Origin of the sequence: Pseudoalteromonas sp. SG44-5, from assembly GCF_014164175.1 — a bacterium.
Taxonomy (GTDB): Bacteria; Pseudomonadota; Gammaproteobacteria; order Enterobacterales; family Alteromonadaceae; genus Pseudoalteromonas; species Pseudoalteromonas nigrifaciens.
In genome coordinates, this window is sequence record NZ_JACJES010000002.1 from 174,658 (window position 1) to 198,412 (window position 23,755).

Annotated in this window: 16 protein-coding genes; 13 read left to right on the forward strand and 3 right to left on the reverse strand. The window is 38.5% G+C overall.

Annotation, left to right across the window (positions count from 1 at the left end; all coding sequences use genetic code 11):
• From H5079_RS03185 to H5079_RS03240, 12 genes are all read left to right on the forward strand, one after another.
• Positions 1 to 732: a sulfite exporter TauE/SafE family protein gene (locus tag H5079_RS03185; protein ID WP_011328428.1), complete on the forward strand. Its 732-nt coding sequence runs from the start codon at positions 1 to 3 to the stop codon at positions 730 to 732.
• 57 nt (positions 733 to 789) lie between these two features.
• Positions 790 to 1,398 (forward strand): nitroreductase family protein, encoded by a 609-nt coding sequence (locus H5079_RS03190; RefSeq protein WP_011328427.1) that lies wholly within the window; start codon positions 790 to 792, stop codon positions 1,396 to 1,398.
• A gap of 1,065 nt (positions 1,399 to 2,463) precedes the next feature.
• Positions 2,464 to 3,342, forward strand: a complete 879-nt coding sequence (locus tag H5079_RS03195) for an NAD(P)-dependent oxidoreductase (RefSeq protein ID WP_182683406.1) — start codon at positions 2,464 to 2,466, stop codon at positions 3,340 to 3,342.
• A gap of 139 nt (positions 3,343 to 3,481) precedes the next feature.
• Positions 3,482 to 5,743, forward strand: coding sequence for a chondroitinase-B domain-containing protein (locus H5079_RS03200; protein ID WP_182683407.1), 2,262 nt, complete (start codon positions 3,482 to 3,484; stop codon positions 5,741 to 5,743).
• 4 nt (positions 5,744 to 5,747) lie between these two features.
• The gene (locus H5079_RS03205) at positions 5,748 to 7,964 is read left to right on the forward strand and encodes a heparinase II/III family protein (RefSeq protein WP_182683408.1); all 2,217 of its coding nucleotides are present in this window, start codon (positions 5,748 to 5,750) and stop codon (positions 7,962 to 7,964) included.
• A gap of 5 nt (positions 7,965 to 7,969) precedes the next feature.
• Entirely contained in the window at positions 7,970 to 8,314 is a 345-nt protein-coding gene (locus H5079_RS03210; protein ID WP_011328423.1) for a cupin domain-containing protein, read from the forward strand.
• Between the two features lie 2 nt (positions 8,315 to 8,316).
• Positions 8,317 to 9,624 (forward strand): MFS transporter, encoded by a 1,308-nt coding sequence (locus H5079_RS03215; RefSeq protein ID WP_011328422.1) that lies wholly within the window; start codon positions 8,317 to 8,319, stop codon positions 9,622 to 9,624.
• A 73-nt stretch (positions 9,625 to 9,697) separates the two neighbouring features.
• Positions 9,698 to 10,630 (forward strand): sugar kinase, encoded by a 933-nt coding sequence (locus H5079_RS03220; protein WP_182683409.1) that lies wholly within the window; start codon positions 9,698 to 9,700, stop codon positions 10,628 to 10,630.
• Between the two features lie 57 nt (positions 10,631 to 10,687).
• Positions 10,688 to 11,305 (forward strand): bifunctional 4-hydroxy-2-oxoglutarate aldolase/2-dehydro-3-deoxy-phosphogluconate aldolase, encoded by a 618-nt coding sequence (eda, locus tag H5079_RS03225; protein WP_182683410.1) that lies wholly within the window; start codon positions 10,688 to 10,690, stop codon positions 11,303 to 11,305.
• Positions 11,306 to 11,318: 13 nt separating this feature from the next.
• Positions 11,319 to 12,401 carry a class II fructose-bisphosphate aldolase gene (gene fbaA / locus H5079_RS03230; protein ID WP_182683411.1) on the forward strand — a complete coding sequence of 361 codons (1,083 nt, stop codon included), beginning with the start codon at positions 11,319 to 11,321 and terminating at the stop codon, positions 12,399 to 12,401.
• Positions 12,398 to 13,378, forward strand: a complete 981-nt coding sequence (locus tag H5079_RS03235; RefSeq protein ID WP_011328418.1) for a class 1 fructose-bisphosphatase — start codon at positions 12,398 to 12,400, stop codon at positions 13,376 to 13,378. Before fbaA ends, H5079_RS03235 begins: the two co-directional genes overlap by 4 nt.
• Before the next feature lie 695 nt (positions 13,379 to 14,073).
• On the forward strand, positions 14,074 to 17,124 hold the full coding sequence (locus H5079_RS03240; protein ID WP_182683412.1) for a TonB-dependent receptor: 3,051 nt from the start codon (positions 14,074 to 14,076) through the stop codon (positions 17,122 to 17,124).
• A 65-nt stretch (positions 17,125 to 17,189) separates the two neighbouring features.
• On the opposite strand, the gene H5079_RS03245 is transcribed toward H5079_RS03240, so the two are convergent.
• Positions 17,190 to 17,921, reverse strand: a complete 732-nt coding sequence (locus H5079_RS03245; RefSeq protein WP_182683544.1) for a FadR/GntR family transcriptional regulator — start codon at positions 17,919 to 17,921, stop codon at positions 17,190 to 17,192.
• Positions 17,922 to 18,324: 403 nt separating this feature from the next.
• Here H5079_RS03245 and H5079_RS03250 point away from each other — a divergent pair, with 403 nt between their 5' ends.
• Entirely contained in the window at positions 18,325 to 18,768 is a 444-nt protein-coding gene (locus H5079_RS03250) for a hypothetical protein (RefSeq protein ID WP_182683413.1), read from the forward strand.
• Between the two features lie 178 nt (positions 18,769 to 18,946).
• On the opposite strand, the gene H5079_RS03255 is transcribed toward H5079_RS03250, so the two are convergent.
• Positions 18,947 to 21,271 (reverse strand): TonB-dependent receptor domain-containing protein, encoded by a 2,325-nt coding sequence (locus H5079_RS03255; RefSeq protein WP_182683414.1) that lies wholly within the window; start codon positions 21,269 to 21,271, stop codon positions 18,947 to 18,949.
• A 713-nt stretch (positions 21,272 to 21,984) separates the two neighbouring features.
• Positions 21,985 to 23,505: a catalase gene (locus H5079_RS03260; protein WP_182683415.1), complete on the reverse strand. Its 1,521-nt coding sequence runs from the start codon at positions 23,503 to 23,505 to the stop codon at positions 21,985 to 21,987.
• Positions 23,506 to 23,755 lie beyond the last annotated feature (250 nt).

The window sequence follows — 23,755 nt, forward strand, 5'->3', positions numbered from 1 at the left end:
ATGGATATTACAACACTTGTTTTAATAGCAGCTGTTGTTGTGTTAATAGGTGTTTCAAAATCAGCGTTTGCAGGGGCACTAGGCGTGTTTGCCGTGCCGCTGCTAATGCTAAAATTGCCAGCAGCGCAAGCCATTGCACTGATGCTGCCACTATTAATTATTGGCGACATGTTAAGCGTAAGAAGTTACTGGCGAAAATGGGACAATCAACTACTTCTGCCCCTAATTCCTGGGGCAATAGTAGGTGTGCTCATTGCTTATTTAATTATAGACGTTATTAATGCAAAGCACTTACGCTTGATAATCGCCTTAATATGTATTGTTTTTTCAATTAAAAATATTTTCTTTAAAAAAAGCTCGCTTAAAATTCTCAGTAATAAAATTGGCGCGGGGATAATGTCCATGTTCTCCGGTATTACCAGCAGTTTAGTGCATGCGGGTGGGCCACCCATTATTATTTATTTCACAGCGATAGGGCTTACTCCGGGTAAGTTTGTTGCTACCGCGGCGATATTTTTCGCAATGATGAATGTAATAAAACTTATTGCAGCTTTATCGTTCGGCTTGTTAACAGGTGAGACAATTTTAACTGCACTGGCCTTTTTCCCACTGGCATTTGTAGGTAATTGGTTAGGGGTAAAAATTAATGAAGTACTGGATAAAGTGTTATTTTTAAAGATAATGAATTATTTATTGTTAGTGCTCGGTTTTTGGTTACTTTTAGGTAAGTAACTGTAAATAGATTAGTTTTTAATTACTTAAATATTTGAACAACCACAGGAGATAATAATGTCAAACTTAAAAGATTTACAACAATTAGCACAGAAGCGTCGCTCTATCTATGCTCTAAGCGATCAGTTGCCAGTTTCTAACGAAGAAGTAGTTAAGCTTGTTGAGCACGCAGTTTTGCATACGCCATCAGCTTTTAACTCTCAGTCGGCACGTATCGTCGTTTTGTTTGGTGATGAGCATCACAAACTGTGGGACATTACTGAAGAAACGCTTAGAGTTATCGTTGGTGACGACGAAAAATTTCAAGGTACTAAAAATAAAATTGCAGGCTTTAGAGCCGGTGCAGGTACGGTATTGTTCTTCGAGGACAAAGCCGTAGTAAGAAACATGCAAGAAGCTGCACCTTTGTATGCTGACAAATTTCCAATTTGGGCGCAACAAAGCAGCGCTATGCATCAGTATGCGATTTGGACAGCATTGGCTAGCTTAGACATTGGTGCCAACCTGCAACATTATAATCCAGTTATCGATCAAAAAGTTGCAGATGAGTGGAACATAGCTGCAGACTGGGAATTGAATGCACAAATGGTATTTGGCGCTATCGATCAGCCAGCAGGCGACAAGGAGTTTAAACCGGTTGAAGAACGTATGAAGGTATTTGGTTAATACACTTACTTTAATATAATTTAACCAATGAAACCGTTTAGATGTATTTCTAGCGGTTTCATTTTTTATAAGTAACCAATTAATCTAACATTGATTTAAACAACAGCCAAAGCGTTTAACTTTAACATTTGTAATGTTAAAGTATGACTTACTTTTTTAGTGAATAAATCAGAATACCCGCCATAGCACCTAATACCTAATACCTAGCAATAGCATTCAGTATAAAATGATAAGCAATACTTCGCTTTGTAACCCCTACTTAGCTTATATTTTTAAATTAGCAATTTATAGCTTCAATAATCAAACGCTTGGCAATATAGCTTTATCCTATAAAAACAATACCGTGGCTTTCATGGTTGCTTAGGTATAGTTAGTTTAAGTCATTGTTTTCATTTCTTATTAAATTAAATTTAGGTTTATTATATCTGTAAGAAAGCGCATCTACCCTGCATAGCTTTTCTGAGAGCTTTGTTAAATTTAATTAATATTAGTTCCTTAAATCATAAATTCCCCCTTTTTATTGTCTTGAAATAAGTTGAGCCATCAATTACGCCTGCAGCTTTTTAGTAACAAAGCAAAAAGCTTTAAATTAAATTCACAATGTTATTACCAATTTTCATTTTTGGGTGCACTAGGTTGGGTAGGTGCGCAATAAATATAAGTTACTTAAAATCAATGGCTTGCCTTCTGCGGTTGTTTTTTCGTCATATTAATAACTTTATTTTTAGATGAAGAGTATGTTTTAAATCTTACTTTGTTGTTGCTTGGTAAATTATATTGGTTGACAATTAAAGTGGTTGGTAATACGGTGTTTACATTCTCAAGGGTAATTCTTTACTAATGTAACGCTTTATCAATGTAGAGAAGAGCAGTTCTAAATTAAAATTAGATTGTTTATTAAGCTAAATTATTCAGGTTGATTAAAATTGGATACTTAATTTGGTTATGACAACCAAAGCTTTTTGGTGAATAATTTTAATGAATTTAAATTTAAATAAAGTGTGCTTATCAGGTGTATAAATAATTCGACTATAAGTATACGTCACAATTATTGGGAGTTTTTTTATGTCAAAACCTACTATTGGTTTTATTGGCCTTGGCTTAATGGGCGGCAACATGGCCGAGAATTTACAAAACAAAGGCTACGATCTTATTGTTATGGATCTTAACAAAGAGGCGGTTGCAGCGTGTGTTTCTAGAGGCGCAAAAACAGCAAGCACAGCAAAAGAGCTTGCTGCAGGGTCAGACATTGTTATGTTTTGTCTTACAACATCTGCTGTTGTTGAAAAAATTGTTTACGCCGAAGATGGCATTTTAGCCGGTATTAAAGAAGGCGCAGTATTAGTTGATTTTGGTACATCTATTCCATCATCTACTAAAAAAATTGGTGCAGATTTAGCTGCTAAAGGCGCAGGTATGATTGACGCACCATTAGGTCGTACACCTGCACACGCTAAAGATGGTCTATTAAATATTATGGCTGCGGGCGATATTGATACATTTAATAAAGTTAAGCCAGTGTTAGAAGATCAAGGCGAAAACGTGTTTCACTTAGGTGAGCTAGGTGCAGGGCATACTACTAAGTTAATTAATAACTTTATGGGTATGACAACAGTATGTGCAATGTCACAAGCATTTGCAGTGGCTGATCGTGCTGGTGTAGACCGCCAACAACTTTTCGACATTATGTCTACAGGTCCATCAAACTCTCCATTTATGCAATTTTGTAAAAACTACGCCGTTGATAATGTAAGCGATCTTGGTTTTTCTATTGCTAATGCAAACAAAGATTTAGGTTACTTCCTGCAAATGGTTGAAGACTTAGGCACAGAGTCAAAAATTGCCGAAGGTTCTTCTGCTAACCTACAAGCTGCATTTGATGCGGGTATGGGACAGGGCAACGTACCAGAAATTTTTGATTACTTTAAGCAATTAAATAAGTAATACAAAATGGCGTTTAAATTAGCGTTTAAACGCCGCAACACACAATATTATCGATTGATTAGATTGACTGCTTTATACAAAAACCGTTGTTCAACATTCATAAAGCCTAAATTTAAATCACAATAAAAAAGAGTTAACTATGCGTCTAATGAATATAATAAAGCTTAGTCTAGTTCTCACTGGTTGCTTATCGACACAATTAGCTGCCAAAGATTATTTTGTAGAGAATAAACAAGCCTTTAATAGCATCTCAGCCGATTTAGTAGCAGGCGATAAAGTAATATTAAAAAATGGTACTTGGAATGATTTCGAAATTTTGTTTTCAGGCCAAGGAAGTAAAGCCGCCCCAATTTTATTAACCGCGGAAACTAAAGGTCAAGTAATTTTATCTGGTCAATCTAACCTTCGCCTTGCAGGTAAATACTTAGAGGTTTCAGGCTTAGTATTTAAAGATGGCTACACACCAAGCTCAGCGGTAATAGAATTTCGTCGAAATAAAAGTGAATTAGCCTACCATTCACGCGTAACTCAAATAGTGATCGATAATTATAGTAATCCAGATAAGCGCGAGTCAGATTACTGGGTTGCTTTATATGGACAACATAACCGCTTTGATCATAGCCATTTAGTGGGTAAACGAAACAAAGGGGTTACCGTTGCAGTTCGTTTAAACTCAGTGCAAAGCCAAAAAAATTACCACCGTATAGATAACAACTATTTTGGTTATCGTCCTACTTTTGGCTCAAACGGTGGTGAAACCCTACGAGTTGGCACCAGCCATCATTCATTAACTGATTCGCACACATTAGTAGAGAACAACTACTTTGACCGCACCAATGGTGAAGTAGAAACGGTTTCTATTAAAGCCGGTAAAAACATTGTTCGTAATAACGTATTTTACGAGTCGCGTGGCACATTAACACTGCGCCATGGTAACGGTAATATTGTAGAGGAAAACATTTTTATTGGTAATGGTGTTGACCACACAGGTGGCATTCGCGTTATTAATAAAGATCAAATTATTAGAAATAACTACCTACAAGGGTTAACCGGCTATCGTTTTGGTAGTGGTTTTACGGTTATGAACGGTGTGCCAAACTCATCTATTAATCGTTATCACCAAGTTGAAAACGCAACAATTGAAAACAATACATTTGTAAATGTTAGTCATATTCAACTTGCTGCAGGTAGCGATGCTGAGCGCAGTGCTGCACCAAAAAATAGTGTAATGAACAATAATTTAATTATTAATCAAGACGCTAAGCAACCATTTTCGACATTTGATGATGTTAGCGGGTTAGTATTAAGTAACAATATAGCAAATACTAAAGTGCTCTCTGAGCTTGAATATGGTGTAAAACAGCAAAGTATTACACTTGAAAAAGCAAGTAACGGCTTACTTTACCCTTCATCTAAAAGTGTAAATGTGGGTGCAAAGCGCGACCTAAAAGTACTTAAAAAAGAAGACACCGGTGTTAGTTGGTATGCAAAAGTACCAGCAATAGTTGAGTTTGACTCAGGTAAAACGCATGTTGTTAAAGCCAGTGCTAGTGCGTTATTAAATGCTATTGATAATGCACAGTCGGGTGATGTGCTTGAACTTGCACCAGGGCAATATGATGTGTCTAAGCTTGTTGAAATTAATAAAACCTTGACCATTAAAGCGAAGCAAAGCGGTAAATCAAAACTTACCTTTCAACGCTCTACCTTATTTGAAATACACGATGGCGGTAACTTAAAACTAGAAGGGCTACTTATTTCTGGTGAATATGCACCAGATGCTATTGATAATAGCATTGTGCGTACGCAAAAGTGGGGCATGCTTGATAACTATCGCTTTGTAATGACCAATTCAAAATTAATTGCTTTAGATATTAACCATTCATTCCACTTTTTTGTTACCGGAAAAGGCGCTATGGCTGATGAAATTATTCTAACAGGTAATAGCTTTACAAATGTGACAGGGGATATTTTACGCTTAAATACTGAAATTGAAGATTTAGGTGTTTATAACGCTGAATACGTAACGGTTAATAACAATACCTTTAATGATGTAGAAGGCAGCCTAATTAAGCTTTATCGAGGTGGTACAGACGAAAGTACATTTGGCCCTCATTTAGAAGTGATTAATAACACGCTTAATAATGTTGGTTTTGGGGCGCGTAATAAAGCACAAGCAAGCATTTATGTGCATGGTGTTCAGGTAACAAATATTAAAGAAAATGAATTTGTTAAATCGGCCCCAATTGTTGTTGAGCATACGGTAGGGGAGCCAAAAACTGAGATTTCAAACAATACATTTAATGCCACAAAAACACCTAATGTTAAAGAGCTAATAGTTAATGGCCCTCACACAGCGGTGTTAAAAAATAATAACGTTTTAAATAATAAGGCAGATTAATATTATGTATTTATTAAAATGCCAAACACGTTTTAAAACAGTTGCTATAGCGGTATCTGCCTTGTTTTTATCATTGGGTGCGCATGCCGCGCACCCAAACTTGGTAATTACTACAGATGATGTTAAGCACATGCGCCAAGCAATTAGCAGTAATAGCAGTGGCAAGTTTGCCACTGCGTTTGAGCTGTTAAAAGCGCAAGTAGATGAGCAAATAGCACACCCTATTACAGTACCTGTCCCTAAAGATGGTGGTGGCGGTTATACACACGAACGCCATAAAAAAAATTACCAACTTATGTACAACGCTGGCATTATTTATCAGCTAAGCCAAGACGATAAATACGCCAATTATGTGCGCGATATGCTACTTGATTACGCTAAATTATATCCAACCTTGGATGTACACCCACAGCGTAAGGTTGACTCTCAAAACCCTGGTAAGTTTTTTTGGCAAAGCCTTAACGAAGCAATGTGGCTTGTGTACACAATACAAGCATACGATCTCGTTTATGATTCGTTAAATGCTGCAAACATTAAAACAATAGAGAACGATTTATTACGCCCGGTTTCATTATTTACATCGGTAGGCCAACCATCAACATTTAATAAAGTACATAACCATGGTACGTGGGCAACTGCGGGTGTAGGTATGGCAGGTTATGTGCTGGGTGAGCCAGAGTGGGTAAAAAAGTCATTATACGATTTAGAAAAGTCGGGTAAAGGCGGCTTTATTAAGCAGTTAGAAATGCTGTTTTCGCCACAAGGTTACTACAACGAAGGTCCTTACTATCAACGCTTTGCACTACTGCCGTTTGTAACGTTTGCGAAGGCAATTGAAAACAACGAACCACAAAGAAAAATATTTGAATACCGCGATGGTATTTTATTAAAAGCGATTGATACCACTATTCAACTTAGCTACAACGGTTTGTTTTTCCCAATTAACGATGCAATAAAAAGCAAAGGTATAGATACCATTGAGCTGGTGCATGGTGTTACTACTGCTTATGGCTTAACAAACGACGCGGGTTATTTAGATATTGCTAAACAACAAGAGCAAATAATTCTCTCTGGCGATGGCTTAAAAGTAGCACAAGCACTCGATAGCGATATGGCAAAACCTTATTCGTTTAAATCGGTTGCTTTTGGTGATGGTAATGACGGTAAGCAAGGTGCTTTAGTGGTTATGCGTATCCAAGTAGGGGGCGATCAGGCTTTATTGTTTAAGCCAGCAGCACAAGGTTTAGGCCACGGTCATTTTGATAAGTTAACGTGGCAGTTTTATGACCACGGTAACGAAATTGTATCTGATTATGGCGCCGCTCGTTTTTTAAATGTAGAGGCCAAATACGGCGGGCGCTACTTACCTGAAAACGAAACCTATGCCAAGCATACGGTTGCACACAATACTGTTGTGGTTGACGAAACCACACACTTTAATGCCAATGTAGATGTGGGTAATAACAACCATCCTACACTAAACTTTTTTGAAACCAATGAGTTTGGCACAGTATCAAGTGGTGAAATAAGCACCGCGTACAAAGGTGTTGAACTTGAGCGCACCTTGGCATTAATTAATTTACCAGAGCTTGAAAGCAGCATTGCACTGGATGTATTTAATGTTGCTGCCGATAACGCGCATCAATTTGATTTACCACTGCATTACAAAGGTCAGCTTATTGATACCAGCTTTGAATTAAAAGCCAGTACAACTCAGCTTGCTGCACTTGGGTCTAAAAATGGTTATCAGCACTTATGGCTAAAAGGGCAGGCACAACCACAAAGTGGCTTAGCTAAAGTAACTTGGCTTAACGATAACGGTCGCTTTTATACGCAAACCAGTTTGGTGAAGGGTGACGAGACGTTTTTGTTTACTCAAATTGGTGCAAACGATCCGCAATTTAATTTACGCAATGAAAACGGTTTTATTCGCCGTGTAAACGCGCAAAAGCAGCATACGTTTATATCGGTATTAGAACCCCATGGTGAATACAACCCAAGTAAAGAATATACATTAGAAGCGGTTAGTCGAGTGTCGGCACTTAAATTCACCGAGCAAGATGACTTAGTACTTGTACAACTGAGTATTAAAGGTAAATCGTATTTAGTGGCTATAAATAAAGCTCAAAACACAATAAAAAATACATTTAAATTTCAAAATAAAGTATTCACCTTAAATAGCCGACTGGGCGTTTATGCGATGAACAATAACCAGGAGTAAACAGGATGCAAAAGCAAAGTGCACACTTTTCATTTGGCAACGAAACTGAAATTGAAGACTTAGGTAATGGCTTAAAGCGTCAAATGCTGGGTTATAACGAAGAACTCATGGCCGTTAAAATTTGGTTCGAAAAAGGGGCTATTGGCTATAACCATGCGCATAGGCACTCCCAAGTTACTTATGTTGTTGAAGGTGAATTTCATTTTAATATTGATGGCGTGACTAAAATATTAAAGCCCGGTGATAGTTGTTTAATACCTCCTTTTGCTGATCATGGCGCAACCTGCCCAACGGGTGGTATTTTAATTGATACCTTTAGCCCAGCTCGTGAAGACTTTATTGAGGAATAATTATGCAACTTAAAGGCTTACGTTGGTGGGTTATCGCGCTAATTGCGCTTGCCACTATTATCAATTATATCGATCGCCAGGCACTGAGTGTACTTTGGCCAGACATAGTTGAGGATTTATTCCCGGATGAATCGGCGTTAGAGCGTAAACAAATATACGCTAATATCTCTATTGTGTTTGTGTTTTCTTATGCTTTTGGCCAAGCCATATTTGGTAAAATATTTGACTGGGTAGGCACACGACTCGGCTTTGTTTTATCAATTGGTGTTTGGTCGCTTGCAACAATTGCACATGCATTTGCTCAAGGTGTACTTAGTTTTAGCTTTTTCCGCGCTATTTTAGGTGTGGCCGAAGCAGGTAACTGGCCAGGTGCTGCTAAAGGTAACGCTGAATGGTTTCCGACTAAAGAACGTGCTTTAGCACAGGGTATTTTTAATTCTGGCGCGGCAATTGGCGGTATTATTGCCATCCCTTTAATTGCCTATTTAACAATTTACTTTAGCTGGCAAATGGTGTTTGTTGCTATTGGTGTTTTAGGTTTTCTTTGGTTAGTGCCGTGGTTAATTTTAGTTAAAGCGCCGCCTAGCTCTCACCCTTGGCTTACAGCTCAAGAACGTGAGTACATTTTAACGGGACAAAGACGTGTTGATGATAATGGCGATGTAACAGACGAAGAGGAAGAAGAATACAACCCTTCTACCGCAGAGCTGTTGTGTCGTAAGCAAAGTTGGGGCGTAATTATTGCCTCTGCAGCGATTGATCCTATTTGGTGGCTGTTTGTTTTTTGGATCCCTATTTATCTAAACGAAGTGTATGGCATGGATGTTAAATCTATTGGTATATACGGATGGGTGCCTTATGTTGGTGCTATGTTTGGTGCATGGTTTGGTGGCTTGTTAGCGCAAAACAGGCTCAAATCTGGTTGGAATACCGATAAAACACGTAAACTTACCATAACATTGGGCTGTTTAATTATGCTACCGGCACTGCTTGCAATGGCTAACCCAGGTGGCCCAGTAACAGCGGTACTTATTATGGCGGTTATTTTATTTGGTTTTCAAACAGCCATTGGTAACGTACAAACATTACCGAGTGACTTACTGGGTAAAAAGGCTGTGGGCACACTATCAGGTTTCTCTGGTATGGCGGCAAAGTTAGGTGCTGTAGGCCTTACATCTTTGGTTCCTATACTTACTGCCGATGGTAATTATGCGCCAGCATTTATTATTGGTGCCTCATTAGCAATTATTGCAATGGCTGCTGTTTGGATCCTTATTCCAAAAATAGAACCTCTTAAAAAGCCTCAATAATCTCGATACTAACTGCTATGCCACTGTGTTTTATAAAGCGCATAGCAGTTAACTACATAGGATAACTTCCAAAATGAAAAATATTTACTTTCTTGGTGAATGCATGGTCGAGCTTAGAGCTATGAGTGAGGCAACACTGCACCAATCATTTGCAGGTGATGTTTATAATTCTGCCGTTTATTTAAAGCGTAGCTTTGCGCAAATTTCGACCTCTGTTGTAACCGCTTTAGGCCAAGATAACTTAAGTAAAAAAATGCTTGAACGCTTTGAAAGCGAACAGTTAGACACTCAGTTTGTATTTGCTCACGATACCAAAGTACCGGGCATGTATTACATAGAAACGGATGAGCATGGCGAGCGTAGCTTTATTTATTGGCGCAGTGATGCTGCCGCTAAAAAGATTGTTGATTTTTTAACTCCCGATCTTGTTGAGCAACTTTCACAAGGTGATATGTTTTTCTTTTCGGGTATTTCACTCGCTGTAATAGAAGAAGGAGCGCGTGAGCGCTTTTGGCAAATTGTAACGCAGCTCAAAAATGCCGGAGTAAAAATAGTGTTTGATCCCAATTACAGAGCGCGTTTATGGAAAAACACAGAGGAGACGAAAGCGCAGTATCATTTAGCGTTTTCTGTTGCAGACATTACCCTGCCAGGCGTTGAAGATTTAACCACGCTTTATAATGTGCATAGCGTAGATGCGGTTATTGAATACTTACAAAAATATAAAATTGAAGAAATTGTTGTTAAAAATGGTCCAGCATCAGTTGTGACAAAACACGACAATACGCTTCAAAGCCATACTATTATACCGGTTAAAAATGTTGTTGATACAACCTCCGCGGGTGATGCTTTTAACGGTGTATATTTAGGTGCGCGTTTATCGGGGCTAACTATTGAAAACGCAGTACAACTTGCTGCAAAAGCCGCCGGTGCAGTTATACAACAACCCGGGGCTATTGTGCCAAAAGATATATTTCAGTTAGCAATGGCTGAAGCCGGTATTTAACTAAATTTAAAGGCCGCATCAGTTCGGCCGCATTATCTTTAATAAAGGAACAAGGTTATGATTCGCTTTTCTGAACTTATGTCAGGGCAAACATTATTGCCTATAATTCAAGCCGACACACCAGAGCAAGGCGTTAAAATAGCTCAAGCTATGGCCAATGCTGGCCTTACTTTGGTTGAAGTCGTACTTAGAACTGATGCATCGTTAGATGCATTAAAAGCTATTAAAGAGCAGGTGCCAGCGCTTAAAGTAGGTGCTGGTACAGTAATAAATACTGACATTTTAGAGCAAGCACTTGCAGCAGGTGCCGACTTTATTGTTACGCCAGCAGTGTCTCCGCAATTATTAGCCGCGCTAACAAAATGCAATGTGCCGGTACTTCCTGGTGTGTCTAACACGGGTGACATTTTAATGGCGCTTGAGTACGGTTTTGAAGAGCAAAAATTATTCCCTGCATCGCTCGCTGGTGGTGCACCATTCGTATCGGCTGTATCGTCAGTATTTAGAGCCGCTAGCTTTTGTCCTACAGGTGGCGTAAGCGAGCAAAATAAAATGGATTACTTATCTTTAAATAATGTATTTGCTGTGGGTGGTACTTGGATCGCAAATAAAGAGTGGGTTGCACAAGAAAACTGGCAAGCAATTACTGACTCGTGTATTCAAGCATTAAAGTAGTAAGGAACAAACAATGAAAGATTTAGCCCCGACAATATTGCCAGGTGTAGTAGTTGGCGACGATGTAAGAATTGTATACGAACATGCACGTGCTAATCAGTATGCTTTACCTGCGGTAAATGTTGTTAGTACAACGTCTATTAATGCAACGCTTGAAGCTGCAAAAAAAATGAACTCGCCTGTTATTATTCAGCTTTCTAATGGCGGCGCACAATTTTTTTGTGGTAAAAGTTTGGTATTACCAGAGCAACAATCTGCAGTACTTGGCGCAGTTAGTGCGGCTAAATATGTACATACAGTTGCGGCGCATTATGAAATCCCCGTAATGCTACATACAGATCACGCTGCTAAAAAGTTACTACCTTGGATAGATGGTTTGCTCGATGCAGGTGAACAGCACTTTGAGTTAACGGGCAAACCACTTTTTAGCTCGCATATGATAGATTTATCTGAAGAACCTTTAGAAGAAAATATCGAGATATGTGCGCGTTATTTAGCGCGCATGAGCAAAATAGGGATGACGCTTGAAATTGAACTTGGTTGTACCGGTGGCGAAGAAGATGGTGTTGATAACTCTCACCTAGACAGTTCTGCACTGTATACGCAACCTGAAGATGTTGCTTACGCGTATGAACGATTAAGCAAAATAAGCCCTAACTTTATTATTGCGGCGTCTTTTGGCAACGTTCATGGTGTTTATAAGCCGGGTAACGTGGTACTTACACCAACCATTTTAAAAGACTCACAAGCTTACGTATCAAATAAATTTAATTTACCCCCTAACTCAATTAACTTTGTATTTCATGGTGGTAGTGGCTCAGAGTACGACAAAATTGTTGAGTCTTTAACCTATGGCGTAGTTAAAATGAATATTGATACCGACACCCAATGGGCGTGTTGGACCGGTATTTTAGATTATTACACTAGCAATCAAGCGTACTTACAAGGTCAAATTGGTAACCCAGATGGGGACGATAAACCCAATAAAAAATACTATGATCCACGCGTATGGCTTCGCCATTCAGAGCAGAGTATGGTTGCAAGGCTTGTTCAGTGTTTTAACGATCTAAATTGTGTAAATAGGTATAGCGCATGAAAAGACTAAATACAGTATTAAAAGAAGATGGCGTACAAACCGACCTTATTTTACTTATTCGCACAATTTTAGCGACCAGCAAAGAAATTGCTTTTAGAGTAAGCCAAGGTGAATTAGCCGGTGTTTTGGGTTCAACCTTAAATGAAAACATTCAAGGTGAAGTGCAAAAAAAGCTTGATGTAATAGCCAATCAACTACTTAAAGATATTTTGCTAGACGACAACTCAGTGAGAACTGTAGCGTCAGAAGAAGAAGACCACGCGGTAGGAGCCAACCCAGAGGGTAAGTTTATAGTGGCATTTGACCCACTTGACGGCTCTTCTAACATAGATGTAAATGGCCAAATAGGCACTATTTTTACTATTTATTTAGCCCGAGATGATGTGCCCTACGATAGCGATGAGCAATTTAACCAATTAGGTGCAAACCAAGTTTGCGCGGGCTATGTGCTTTACGGCCCCTCGTCATTACTTGTAATGAGTACTGGCGGCCCTACACGGTGTTATACATTAGACTCTACACACGGCGGTTACTTACTAACAAATAATCAGCTTAGTGTGCCAGAGCAAAGCAGTGAGTTTGCCGTAAATATGGCTAACTACCGTTATTGGGATGAGCCTACACAGGTATATTTTGATAAGTTGCTGTATACATGTAAAAGCTTTGATAAAAGCTCAGTGCGTTGGAACGCTGCTATGGTGGGAGATGTACATCGTATTTTATGCCGTGGCGGGTTATTTTTATATCCACAAGATAACCGCGCTGGTAATGAAAATGGAAAAATAAGACTCCTCTATGAAGCAAACCCATTAGCCTTATTAGTAGAAAATGCCGGCGGTAAAGCCACTTCAAAAGGGGCCCGAATATTAGATATAGCCCCGACTAACTTGCACCAGCGAGTGCCTGTTGTTTTAGGCTCTATAGCGCCAGCTGAATATTTTAATAGCACTGTTTATAACAGTAATGCTAAATATTAGTGTATATAAAACGTGTAGCGATGTGTTAAGGCCAATACACGCTATTTGGTTGCTCTTTTGTGCGTTACCCACATAGATGTAGGTAGCGCGCATTACCCCAAGTTTACTTGAGTCGACTTACTCGGCTCTTACATGGGTGTAAGGCTAAAATAACGCATAAGCAGTTATCGAGCCCATTAGAGGTTAAACTCGCGTTAATTTTATTTTTTGCTCCTCCTTATTACTCCTTAATTACTCATACCTTAATAAATCACACTTAAAAGCCTTACTTAAATTAATAGCCTCAAGTAAATACCAATACAGGGTAATAAATTGGTAATAACAAGAAACCGTTACTGGTAAGTTGTTTGTGGGCGTTTTACGCTTGTTTCGTTATCCTTTTGTGAATTAATTGTTCTTTTTTTGATTGTTTTTAGTGGCAAAAGTTATTTTATTATGGTTATATGACCAAGCTGGTTAACAGCGTAGGGTTTTATTTATACAAATTGGTAATGTATAGGTTTTTATTTGGTAATGTAAGTGGGTTTGTAGCGTGAAAAATTGATTTACAAATTTTCAGCGTTAAAGAAAAAACCACACCTAATAATAAACGCAGTAATAAAAGTCCTTTAACAAAAAAATAGCTGCCTTAGTTCATTTACACAAATAAACGGCTAGCAACACACTTCACACACAACTAGAAAGGAGAATTTGTAATGGCGTTGAACAAAAAACATATAAATAATGTTGAAGCGTACAAACAAGTTCGTAATCGATTTAAACTTAGCCCAGTAGCTAAATTAATTAAAAACAGCGTTATTACAGGTGTATTAGGCTCATTTGTTTTTTCCGCAAATGGACAGGAAGCCGTTGAAAATACTCAAGCAAAAGAAGACGTTGAAGTTATTAGTGTTACAGGTACTCGTAGAACTATACAAGACCAAATAGCAATTAAACGCGAATCAACTACTGTGGTCGATGGCCTTTCATCAGAAGACATTGGTGATTTACCGGCGTTATCTATCGGTGAAGCACTTGAATCTATTACTGGCGCTGCCTCTCATCGTGAAAATGGCGGTGCAACAGAAATAACTATTCGTGGTCTTGGTCCTTTCTTAAGTGCAACACATATTAATGGCCGTGAAGCGACTAATGGTAGTGGTGATCGCTCAGTTAACTTTTCACAGTTTCCATCTGAGCTGGTTAAAAAAGTAGCCATATATAAAACCCAAGACGCATCAATGATAGAAGGTGGGGTAGCAGGTGTAATTGCACTTGAAACCATTACTCCGCTCGACTTTGGTAAGCAAAGTATATCTGGCGAAGTTAAATTAAATTACAACCCAGATGAAGGTAACGTAGATAACTCACTACAAAGTGATATGGGCTATCGCGGTACGTTTAGTTATGTAGATCAGTTTGAATTTGACAATGGCCAAGCCGTTGGTGTGTCGTTTGGTGTACAGCGCCAAGATATTAGCCAACCAGAAGCTGAATATAGAAGCTCTAGCCCATCGGGTTCATCATTATGGGCTTGTATAAACGATCCTAACAATACCAATGAGGGATTTTATCGCAGTAAAGCTGGCGACTGTGAAGACCAAGTAGCGGGCGATGAATTAAAAAACCAAGGTTATCAAACCAAAATAGACTCGCAAACTGGTAAAGCAGAAAGTGACGGTACTCCATATGCTTGGACTGGCAGTAGCCGCAGCTTTCGTCAAAACGAAACGTCTGATGAGCGTGATGCGGTGTTTTTTGCATTACAGTACCAGCCATCAGCTGCGTGGGATATTAACATTGATACGCAAATATCAGATAGAACACAACAAGAAGCGCGTCACGATCTAATCTTTTTACAAAAACGTGCTACACCAGGTATAACAGGCCCTACATTGGTTACCAATGATGTAGGTGGTATTTTGCATTGGGAAGGTGAAGAGCGCATAGAGTCGGCGGGTGAGCAATTTTCTCGTGAAGAAAACTACCAAGGCTACGGCATAAACATTGAACATACTGTTACCGATAGATTAACAGTTGACTTAGATTTAGCCTATTCAAAAACTGAACGAGAAGAGCTGCAAATATCTAACCGCGGTAGGACTTCAAGCCAAAAATTCTTTACCTGGGATATGGGCACAGAAATACCTCACTTTACGTTAACAGACTTTGATGTTACCGATATTTCAAACTTTACAGATAGCTTAAGAACACGTTTAGATCGTGAAAACGTTCGTGAGAACGAAGTTATGTCAGCTCGACTAGATTTTGATTACTTACTCGAGGGTAATGTTTTTACTAGTATTAAGGGCGGCATTAGAACATCTGAATTGAGCTTTGTGCAATTTGGTGGCAGCCAAGGTAATGGTTCAAGAAACGAATTTACGTTAGATTCAGGCACAGATGCGCTTAATGTGCTACAAGGATGTCAAATTGACTTCCCTGAATCAGGTTTTTTATCAGGCGTATCTGATGGCAATATTGTAACCAATATAGATGCTGATGGTAATGCAATAGGCAGTGGTACAGGCTCATCATGGGCAACCTACGATAACGTTTGTTTTTCTCAAGCAGTTGCCGGCTCTAACGTAGACGGGCAGTTTGCTTACCCCGATGTTGAGTACGAAAATACAGGTACAATAGATGTAACCGAAAAAACAACATCAGTATATTTAATGGCTAATTATGATACTGAAATGTTTGGTAAGTTTATTCGCGGTAACTTTGGTCTTCGTATTGTAGATACAGAAGTTACGTCGATTGGTTTTAGAAATAGCTTTGATATAGTAACTAGTGACACAGGTGTGCTTTCTCTTGTTGAATCAAGTTCAGGCTCATTAGATAGAATACAAAGTGGTGGTGATTACACTAAATACTTACCAAGCTTTAACTTAGTTATTGATTACAGTGAAGATATTTTACTTCGCGCGGGTATATACCGTGGTATGTCGCGTGCTGATCCATCAAATTTAGGTTACAGCCGTACATTTGAAGAAGATAAAGAAGGTACTGCAACATCAATTAGTGATTTACTAGTAGGCGTAAATGGTTCTGGTAACCCAAATACTCAACCACTTATGTCGTGGAACTACGATGCCGCTTTTGAATGGTACCCAAATGAAGACTCGATTTTTGCGTTAAGCCTTTACTACAAACAGTTCCAAGGCGGTTTTCAACAGCAAACAGTTATTGAAGACTTTATTGTGGGCGGTGAAACAGTATCTTTACCCATTACTAACTCTGTTACCTCTGACGAAGATAGCGAAATATTAGGCCTTGAAGCCTCATTTTCATATCGCTGGGATAACGGAATTGGTATGAAGTTTGGTTATAACTTTGCCGACACTGATTTTGAGTTCCAAGATAGTTTATACGGCGACACGTATGAAACTGATGTAGATGGAAATTCAACTCAACTGCAAGCAGGTATTATTCCACCAGCTTCAGTACCTGGCTTCTCTAAGCATGTATTTAGTAGCCAGTTGTACTACCAAATTGGTGGATTTGATACCGCGGTTATTTACAAATACCGTAGCGAATACTTCCAACCTTACACATCTAATGGTACTCGCTTACGTTATGTAGACGGGGTAGGGGTGTGGGAAATGCGCGCATCTTATAAAATTAATGAGCACATTAGAATTAAAGCAGAGGCAATTAACTTATTTAGTGCACCTAAATCACAAGACTTCTTTGTTGAGGGGAACTTAGGTGAAGTGAATGACTACGGCCCACGCTTATTCTTGGGTATGAGCTTTAAGTTCTAAATTAAAGCAACTAACACAAAAAAGGCTCTAATTTAGAGCCTTTTTTATTTGGTGAACACACTAACTTAGTGGGTTAAATGGGTAATAGAATACAATCCACGGGTTTCATCTGTTTTACGTTTTATCTCTTCAAGCGCTTTAGCTTCACTCGCTGCAAATAATGCGTTAATTAATCGGTTAAAGTGGTTATGCATTGCTTTTCTTGCTGCTGATGAGTCATGCGATGCAATTGCTTCGTATATAGCAGTGTGTTCTTGTATTCGTTGCTCGTTACTTTGCGAACAAACATCTTCATGAGCCGAGATAATTTCAGGTTCGGTTAATCTCAACTTCCAAAGATTATTAATTGTTAAAACAATAGCGTTATTACGGGTTGATTGCGCGATAATTTCATGAAAACGTTGATCGGCTGCATTCGCGGTTTCAGCAATACGCATGTCATCAAGTGTTTGTTTTAACAACGCTAACTCTTCACTTTGTATCGTTGCGGCAGACAGTGCTGCAGCCTCTGCTTCAACCAAAGCACGGGCTTGAGTTAGCTCAAATGCACTAATTGGTTTAGCGAAGCTTTCTGACTTTTTAGTGTTAGTAACAAAAACACCAGATCCCGTTTTTACTTCAACGCGCTCTCTAACTTCAAGTGCAATAATTGCCTCGCGTATAGTTGGGCGGCTTACTTGGTGAATTTCGGCTAACTCACGCTCTGCTGGTAACCGTGTACCTACAGGATAAATACCTTGAGCTATCGCGGCTTCTAATTTTTCAACAATTGTCCAAAAACGTCTGCGCCTTTTCATTTTCATATCCTCTGATTTAAATTGTTGTAAATTCATAATGTTGCCACAATAGAAAATTAATAAGGCTACTTTACGCCTACTTTGTAATCGTAAGTTAATTGGTAATTTTATAATACTAATTGGTAAGATAACTCCCTTCAAGAAGCTTGTCAAATTGGCTTCACTTTTCATGTAAGGTATTGATATACATTTCTCTATTGATAAATACCTAGCGTATTATTGCAAACAAAAACGCATTTATTAATCAATCTTATTTACAAATAAATCTAAGGCATAATGCTGTGGTTTGAGGTAGCCTATTCAACACTTTAAAAATGCATTTATAAGCAATTAAAAATTTAGCGATTAAATACATGGTTTATTTAAAGCCATAAGTTAAATATATAAATAAAAGGAGTTTAGTATGAAAAGTTATAAAGCGTTCCCGCTTGAAGTTAAAAATGACATAGCAGAGTCAATTAAAAGTCAGTTTGGTGATACTTTTTCAAATGATTTAATTTTAACCTTTATTCGGGTAATGGAAGAGTCAACATTTGTTGAAGTTGACTTTGCGGATTTATTAGCATTTTTAGCCGAGTGTAAACATGGTTTTAAAACCTTTTCTAATCAAGATACGTTAACTGAATTTGTTAAATCAAATCAGTACACACCAAAGGCTTTATTTGGGCATAAAAAGTTGCTTGAAAACTCCGAGACTAATTTTATGGATGACTTTTCTGATAGTGTAAATAAGCTTAAACAGCTTGTAGCAGATGATGGTTTTTTATATGTGTCGGCTGGCTTTAATCAAGACTTAAGCGAGCAGCAAAACGGTTTTGAATTTTTTATGATTAGCTGTCATGAATAGAGAAGGTTAATTATTAACACGATAAGCACTTAATTTATATAATAGCTTTAGTTGAGTATATTTATTAAATGCATAGTCTGATATTTAATATTGATCACTTTGCCCACTAAAAATATAATAAAAAAGCAAGCAAACAAAGCCCAGTATTATTGCTGGGCCTTGTTTTGTGGATGGCTAATTAGAAGCTATAACTCATTGAAACCCATAAACTACGTGCTTTTTGGGTCGTATTATAATCAGAAAGGCATTCGTATTCTTGCTCTGATGCTGCAAGCAGACATGAGCGACTCGAAAGGTCATCATCTAATAGATTATTAATACGTGCATTAAGTGCTAAGCTATCGTTTATTTTATAGTTGGCAGCTAAGTGGTATAAATCATAGGCTTTGTAGTATAGCTTTTGTGTTTCAGGGCCTTGTGGACCAGATACATTAGCGGTACCACGGTAACGGTCACTACGAATTTCTGAAATAAGTGAAATACTTAAATCATCTAATGGTTGCCATGCAAGTGTTAAGTTATACATGTTTTTAGGTGTATTAACCAAAGGTAGGCCTTCATCTCGACCGCTTTTCACTTCGCTATCTGTGTATGTGTAATTGCCACGCAGTGATAGCTTCTCAATAATTTGCCATTTTGCAGCAACTTCAATACCACGAGTAACTGATTTATCAACGTTGGCCGCTTGAGTAAATGTAGTACTACCAATACTGGCCCAACCTGCACCAATTTCTACACAAGGCTCATCGGCAATAGCTACTTCACAGTTTGGTAAATTATCTTGATTGATTATCTTATCATTAAAGTCATTGTAAAATACGGTGACATTACCGCTGAAGTTATCATTGCCATTAAAATAAGCGGCTACTTCATAGTTTACACTTGTTTCAGGTTGTAAGTCAGGTGTACCAACAAATGGTTTTGTACCTTGGCCACCAAAACCAGTAATACCAGGGAATAGCTGGTTTGGCTCTGGTGTTTTATAGCCAGTACTAATACCGCCTTTAAACGCCCACTCATTAGTAGGGGAGTAAGCTAAGTAAGCACGGGGACTAACTTGTGAACCAAAAATATTATGATGGTCATAACGCGCACCAAAAGTGGCCGTTAACTCGGGAGTAATTTCCCAGTTATCTTCAGCAAATATAGCCGTTTGACGGTGATTTTGAGTTGTACCTTCACGATAACCGTCGCCATACATACCAAATACGCCATCTTCCATTTCAGCATCAAAGTATTGCGCACCAATTACAAAGTAATGGTTATTGATATTTGACTCAAATTTAGTATTAATTATTAAGTTATCAAGCTTTAAAGTACGCAGTGGGCGAGGTAAAAAAGTTTCATCTAGCTGTGTGTAAATTTCATCTGTTAATGTTGGCTTATCGGTATTTTGATCAATTACTGCCTGATCCCAAATTGCTTGTACACCTAAACGCTCTTGTACATTTAATGGAAGTGAACGGCCAAAATTTTCACTACTACTTTGCGTAATATTGCTTGTTAGCGTACCGGCATCGTACCGACCAACATGCGCAAACACAAATTGCTCACGCTCAACTCGTTGATAAGGAGTGTAGCCAACTCTAGGTTGTACTATCCCATTACTAATACGCCATAAACTTACAGGGCTATCTAAGGTGCCTGTTTGGCCTTCAGTATTATCGTAACGTTGCTTTGCAACATCGTATTCAAAGCTAATTTCGTTTTGATTATTTATTAGGTAATTTATTGTTGCGCCAGCATTCCAGTTATGTGCAGCAACAATTTTTTTATCTCCGAAGCTGCCGTCATCTTCCCACATACTGCCATCGGGAAGTGGTAAGCTTTCGCTGTACGTGGGTTCACTTTCTTGGCGATCATAAAAGCTTCCTCTTAGGCCATAAGTTAGTCCTTCAATACCACTTGGGCCGGTTAAATATACATCAATTTTATTATCGTTGCCGTACTGCTCGTCTTGTTGAATATTACTGCTTACGGTAACGCTGCCATGAGTTGTATCAAGGTTTTTTCGAGTAATAATATTTATTACACCGCCAATTGCATCGGCGCCATATAAAGTTGACATAGGACCACGAACAACCTCAATTCGCTCAATTGCTTCAAGTGGTGGCATGTACATAAATTGGCTGTTGCCAAAGTTATTTGGACCAATATTGCCCACATCACTTTGACGTCGGCCATCAATAAGCACTAAAGTATAGCTCTCTGGTAGGCCACGCATCGTAATACTTATATTACCGTTTTTATCCTGCCCTGCACCAACATCAATACCTTCAATATCACGAAGTGCATCAGCAAGGCTAGTAAATGGCCTATTTTGTAGTTCTTCGCGAGAAACAACAGAAACACTAGCGGGTGCATCAATTAATTTTTGCTCGTAACCTGAGGCTGTTACAACTAAAACCTCCATATTTTCAGCAGTGTTGTCATCAGCGGTAACAGCTGCTGATGTTAAAAATGTACTTATTAGTGTGGCCAGATAAAGCGGGCGAGATTTCATTGTAGTTCCTTTATGAAAGTAACGTAAGTTTAGAATATGTTGCGGATGATAATAGATATCATCCGTATTCACAATGGTGGGTTCAATATATTTACATTTAAAAAACAAAAAGAGTTAAAAAAGGGGGGGTTATATAGGCAAGCATTTACACAAATGCCCCTGTAGTGATTACGGATGATGCTATAGCGTTACTAGTTAATATTGAGGTGTGGCTTTTGTACTAACAGCCTTTTCACCATAGGTGGGTTAATAATTTATATTAGTGGGCGAGTTGTGGCTAAAAGATTTAAATTAGTAAGTAAAGCAACCGCAAAAGCCGTAGCAGTATAACTTTTTATATGTAGCTTATTATTAATAACTAGTCGTTTATTACTAAGAAATGCAACTACATTAAGTAGGTGGCAAAGCATAAATATATTTATGGCAGCAGTTATTTACTTTGTTGTAGTTTATGGCGGTATTGGCGGTGTTTTTATTTGTATAGTGGCCGCTTAATTAATAGATTTGTTAGCAGGGGGTTTGCGAGCAAAGCCAGCCGATAAGTTATAACTATACAATAACTTCCCTCATTACAAAGTTACAAGAGCTAATATAGTGCTTAGTACATCGCTTTTACTAACGCTGTGTACTAAACACTAAATATTACAAAGCATCCTTGCTTATTAAAACTGTGTTTCTAGCTGTAATATCAAAATTTAGATATAACTAATAGTTTATAAGCAGCCAGGTAAATGTTTTGCAGGGTCTGTTTCACGTGCTTTTATTGCATCAGCAACCGTCATTCCAAGGGCTTTAGCAACACCTTCACCATAGGCAGGATCGCACTGATTACAGTTACGAATATGACGATATTTAATAAAGTCATAGGTATCACCCATTTGTGCCGCCGTATTACTAAATAGCGCTTGTTTTTGCTCATCATTCATTAAGTTAAAAAGAGCGCGTGGCTGACTAAAGTAGTCGCTATCGTCTTCACGGAAGTCGTAATGTTTAGCATCGCCATTAATTTTAAGTGGCGGCTCAACATATTGTGACTGCTCTTGCCACTGGCCAAAGCTATTCGGTTCGTAGTGTGGCCTTGCGCCATAGTTACCATCAACACGGCCTTGTCCATCGCGCGCATTGCTATTAACAGGGCAGCGAGGTTGATTTACCGGCACTTGATTATGATTCACACCTACACGGTAGCGCTGTGCATCAGCGTAGTTAATTAAACGGGCTTGTAGCATTTTATCTGGTGATACGCCAATTCCAGGTACTAAATTACTCGGTGCAAAAGCAGCTTGCTCTACGTCAGCAAAGTAGTTATCAGCGTTTTTATTTAACTCATACTCACCTACTTCAATCAGTGGGTAATCAGCTTTAGGCCATACTTTAGTTAAATCAAAAGGATGATACGGCACGTTATCAGCTTCGGCTTCAGGCATAATTTGCACATACATTTTCCATTTAGGGAAGTCGCCGCGCTCAATCGATTCAAATAAATCTTTTTGATTACTTTCACGATCCATAGCAACTATTTCAGCAGCTTCTGCATCGGTTAAGTTTTTAATACCTTGCTGTGTACGAAAATGAAATTTCACCCAAAAGCGCTCACCGGCTTCATTCCACAAACTATAGGTGTGTGAGCCAAAACCATGCATATGTCTATACGAGGCAGGTATACCACGATCACTCATTACAACCGTTACTTGATGGAGTGCTTCAGGTAATAAAGTCCAAAAGTCCCAATTGTTAGTTGCAGAGCGCATATTAGTACGAGGATCGCGCTTTACCGCTTTATTCAAATCTGGGAATTTAAGTGGATCACGTAAAAAGAATACAGGGGTATTATTACCAACCATATCCCAATTGCCTTCTTCGGTATAAAACTTTAATGCAAACCCACGAATATCACGCTCAGCATCAGCAGCGCCACGTTCACCTGCTACCGTACTAAATCGAGCAAACATTTCGGTTTTTTTACCAACTTCGCTGAATATTTTTGCACAAGAATACTTACTAATGTCGTTAGTAACAGTAAATGTGCCAAACGCGCCAGAGCCCTTTGCATGCATACGGCGCTCTGGAATAACTTCGCGTACAAAATTTGCCAGCTTTTCATTTAGCCAAACGTCTTGAGCAAGTAATGGCCCACGCTTACCAGCGGTCATACTATTTTGGTTATCAACAACAGGCGCGCCGCTGTTAGTGGTGAGAGGGGTATGGTCAAAAGGACATCTTTTATCACTCATACAATTGCTCCTTTAATGATTATTTAGAATGAAAACAAAATACACTGATCACTCAATACTATACTAATAGCCCAAATAGTATAGTACGAGAATTAGCCGAGGTAGATCCCTGTAAAAAATGGTATTTAAAGTTTTATAAAAAGGCTTTTAGAATAGGCTTATCTTTGATAGCGAAACATGCAAATCAAATTATCATTAAACAAAGCATTAGTTGCAGCCAAAGTTTATACTTTTAGTAATTATGCTTAAG

What these genes read in the sequence shown, in the direction of transcription:
- H5079_RS03205 (WP_182683408.1), top strand. Translation starts at nt 5,748, where the DNA reads ATGTATTTATTAAAATGCCAAACACGTTTTAAAACAGTTGCTATAGCG.
- H5079_RS03255 (WP_182683414.1), bottom strand. Translation starts at nt 21,271, where the DNA reads ATGAAATCTCGCCCGCTTTATCTGGCCACACTAATAAGTACATTTTTA.
- eda (WP_182683410.1), top strand. Translation starts at nt 10,688, where the DNA reads ATGATTCGCTTTTCTGAACTTATGTCAGGGCAAACATTATTGCCTATA.
- fbaA (WP_182683411.1), top strand. Translation starts at nt 11,319, where the DNA reads ATGAAAGATTTAGCCCCGACAATATTGCCAGGTGTAGTAGTTGGCGAC.
- H5079_RS03260 (WP_182683415.1), bottom strand. Translation starts at nt 23,505, where the DNA reads ATGAGTGATAAAAGATGTCCTTTTGACCATACCCCTCTCACCACTAAC.
- H5079_RS03235 (WP_011328418.1), top strand. Translation starts at nt 12,398, where the DNA reads ATGAAAAGACTAAATACAGTATTAAAAGAAGATGGCGTACAAACCGAC.
- H5079_RS03210 (WP_011328423.1), top strand. Translation starts at nt 7,970, where the DNA reads ATGCAAAAGCAAAGTGCACACTTTTCATTTGGCAACGAAACTGAAATT.
- H5079_RS03215 (WP_011328422.1), top strand. Translation starts at nt 8,317, where the DNA reads ATGCAACTTAAAGGCTTACGTTGGTGGGTTATCGCGCTAATTGCGCTT.
- H5079_RS03185 (WP_011328428.1), top strand. Translation starts at nt 1, where the DNA reads ATGGATATTACAACACTTGTTTTAATAGCAGCTGTTGTTGTGTTAATA.
- H5079_RS03190 (WP_011328427.1), top strand. Translation starts at nt 790, where the DNA reads ATGTCAAACTTAAAAGATTTACAACAATTAGCACAGAAGCGTCGCTCT.
- H5079_RS03245 (WP_182683544.1), bottom strand. Translation starts at nt 17,921, where the DNA reads ATGAAAAGGCGCAGACGTTTTTGGACAATTGTTGAAAAATTAGAAGCC.
- H5079_RS03240 (WP_182683412.1), top strand. Translation starts at nt 14,074, where the DNA reads ATGGCGTTGAACAAAAAACATATAAATAATGTTGAAGCGTACAAACAA.
- H5079_RS03195 (WP_182683406.1), top strand. Translation starts at nt 2,464, where the DNA reads ATGTCAAAACCTACTATTGGTTTTATTGGCCTTGGCTTAATGGGCGGC.
- H5079_RS03220 (WP_182683409.1), top strand. Translation starts at nt 9,698, where the DNA reads ATGAAAAATATTTACTTTCTTGGTGAATGCATGGTCGAGCTTAGAGCT.
- H5079_RS03250 (WP_182683413.1), top strand. Translation starts at nt 18,325, where the DNA reads ATGAAAAGTTATAAAGCGTTCCCGCTTGAAGTTAAAAATGACATAGCA.
- H5079_RS03200 (WP_182683407.1), top strand. Translation starts at nt 3,482, where the DNA reads ATGCGTCTAATGAATATAATAAAGCTTAGTCTAGTTCTCACTGGTTGC.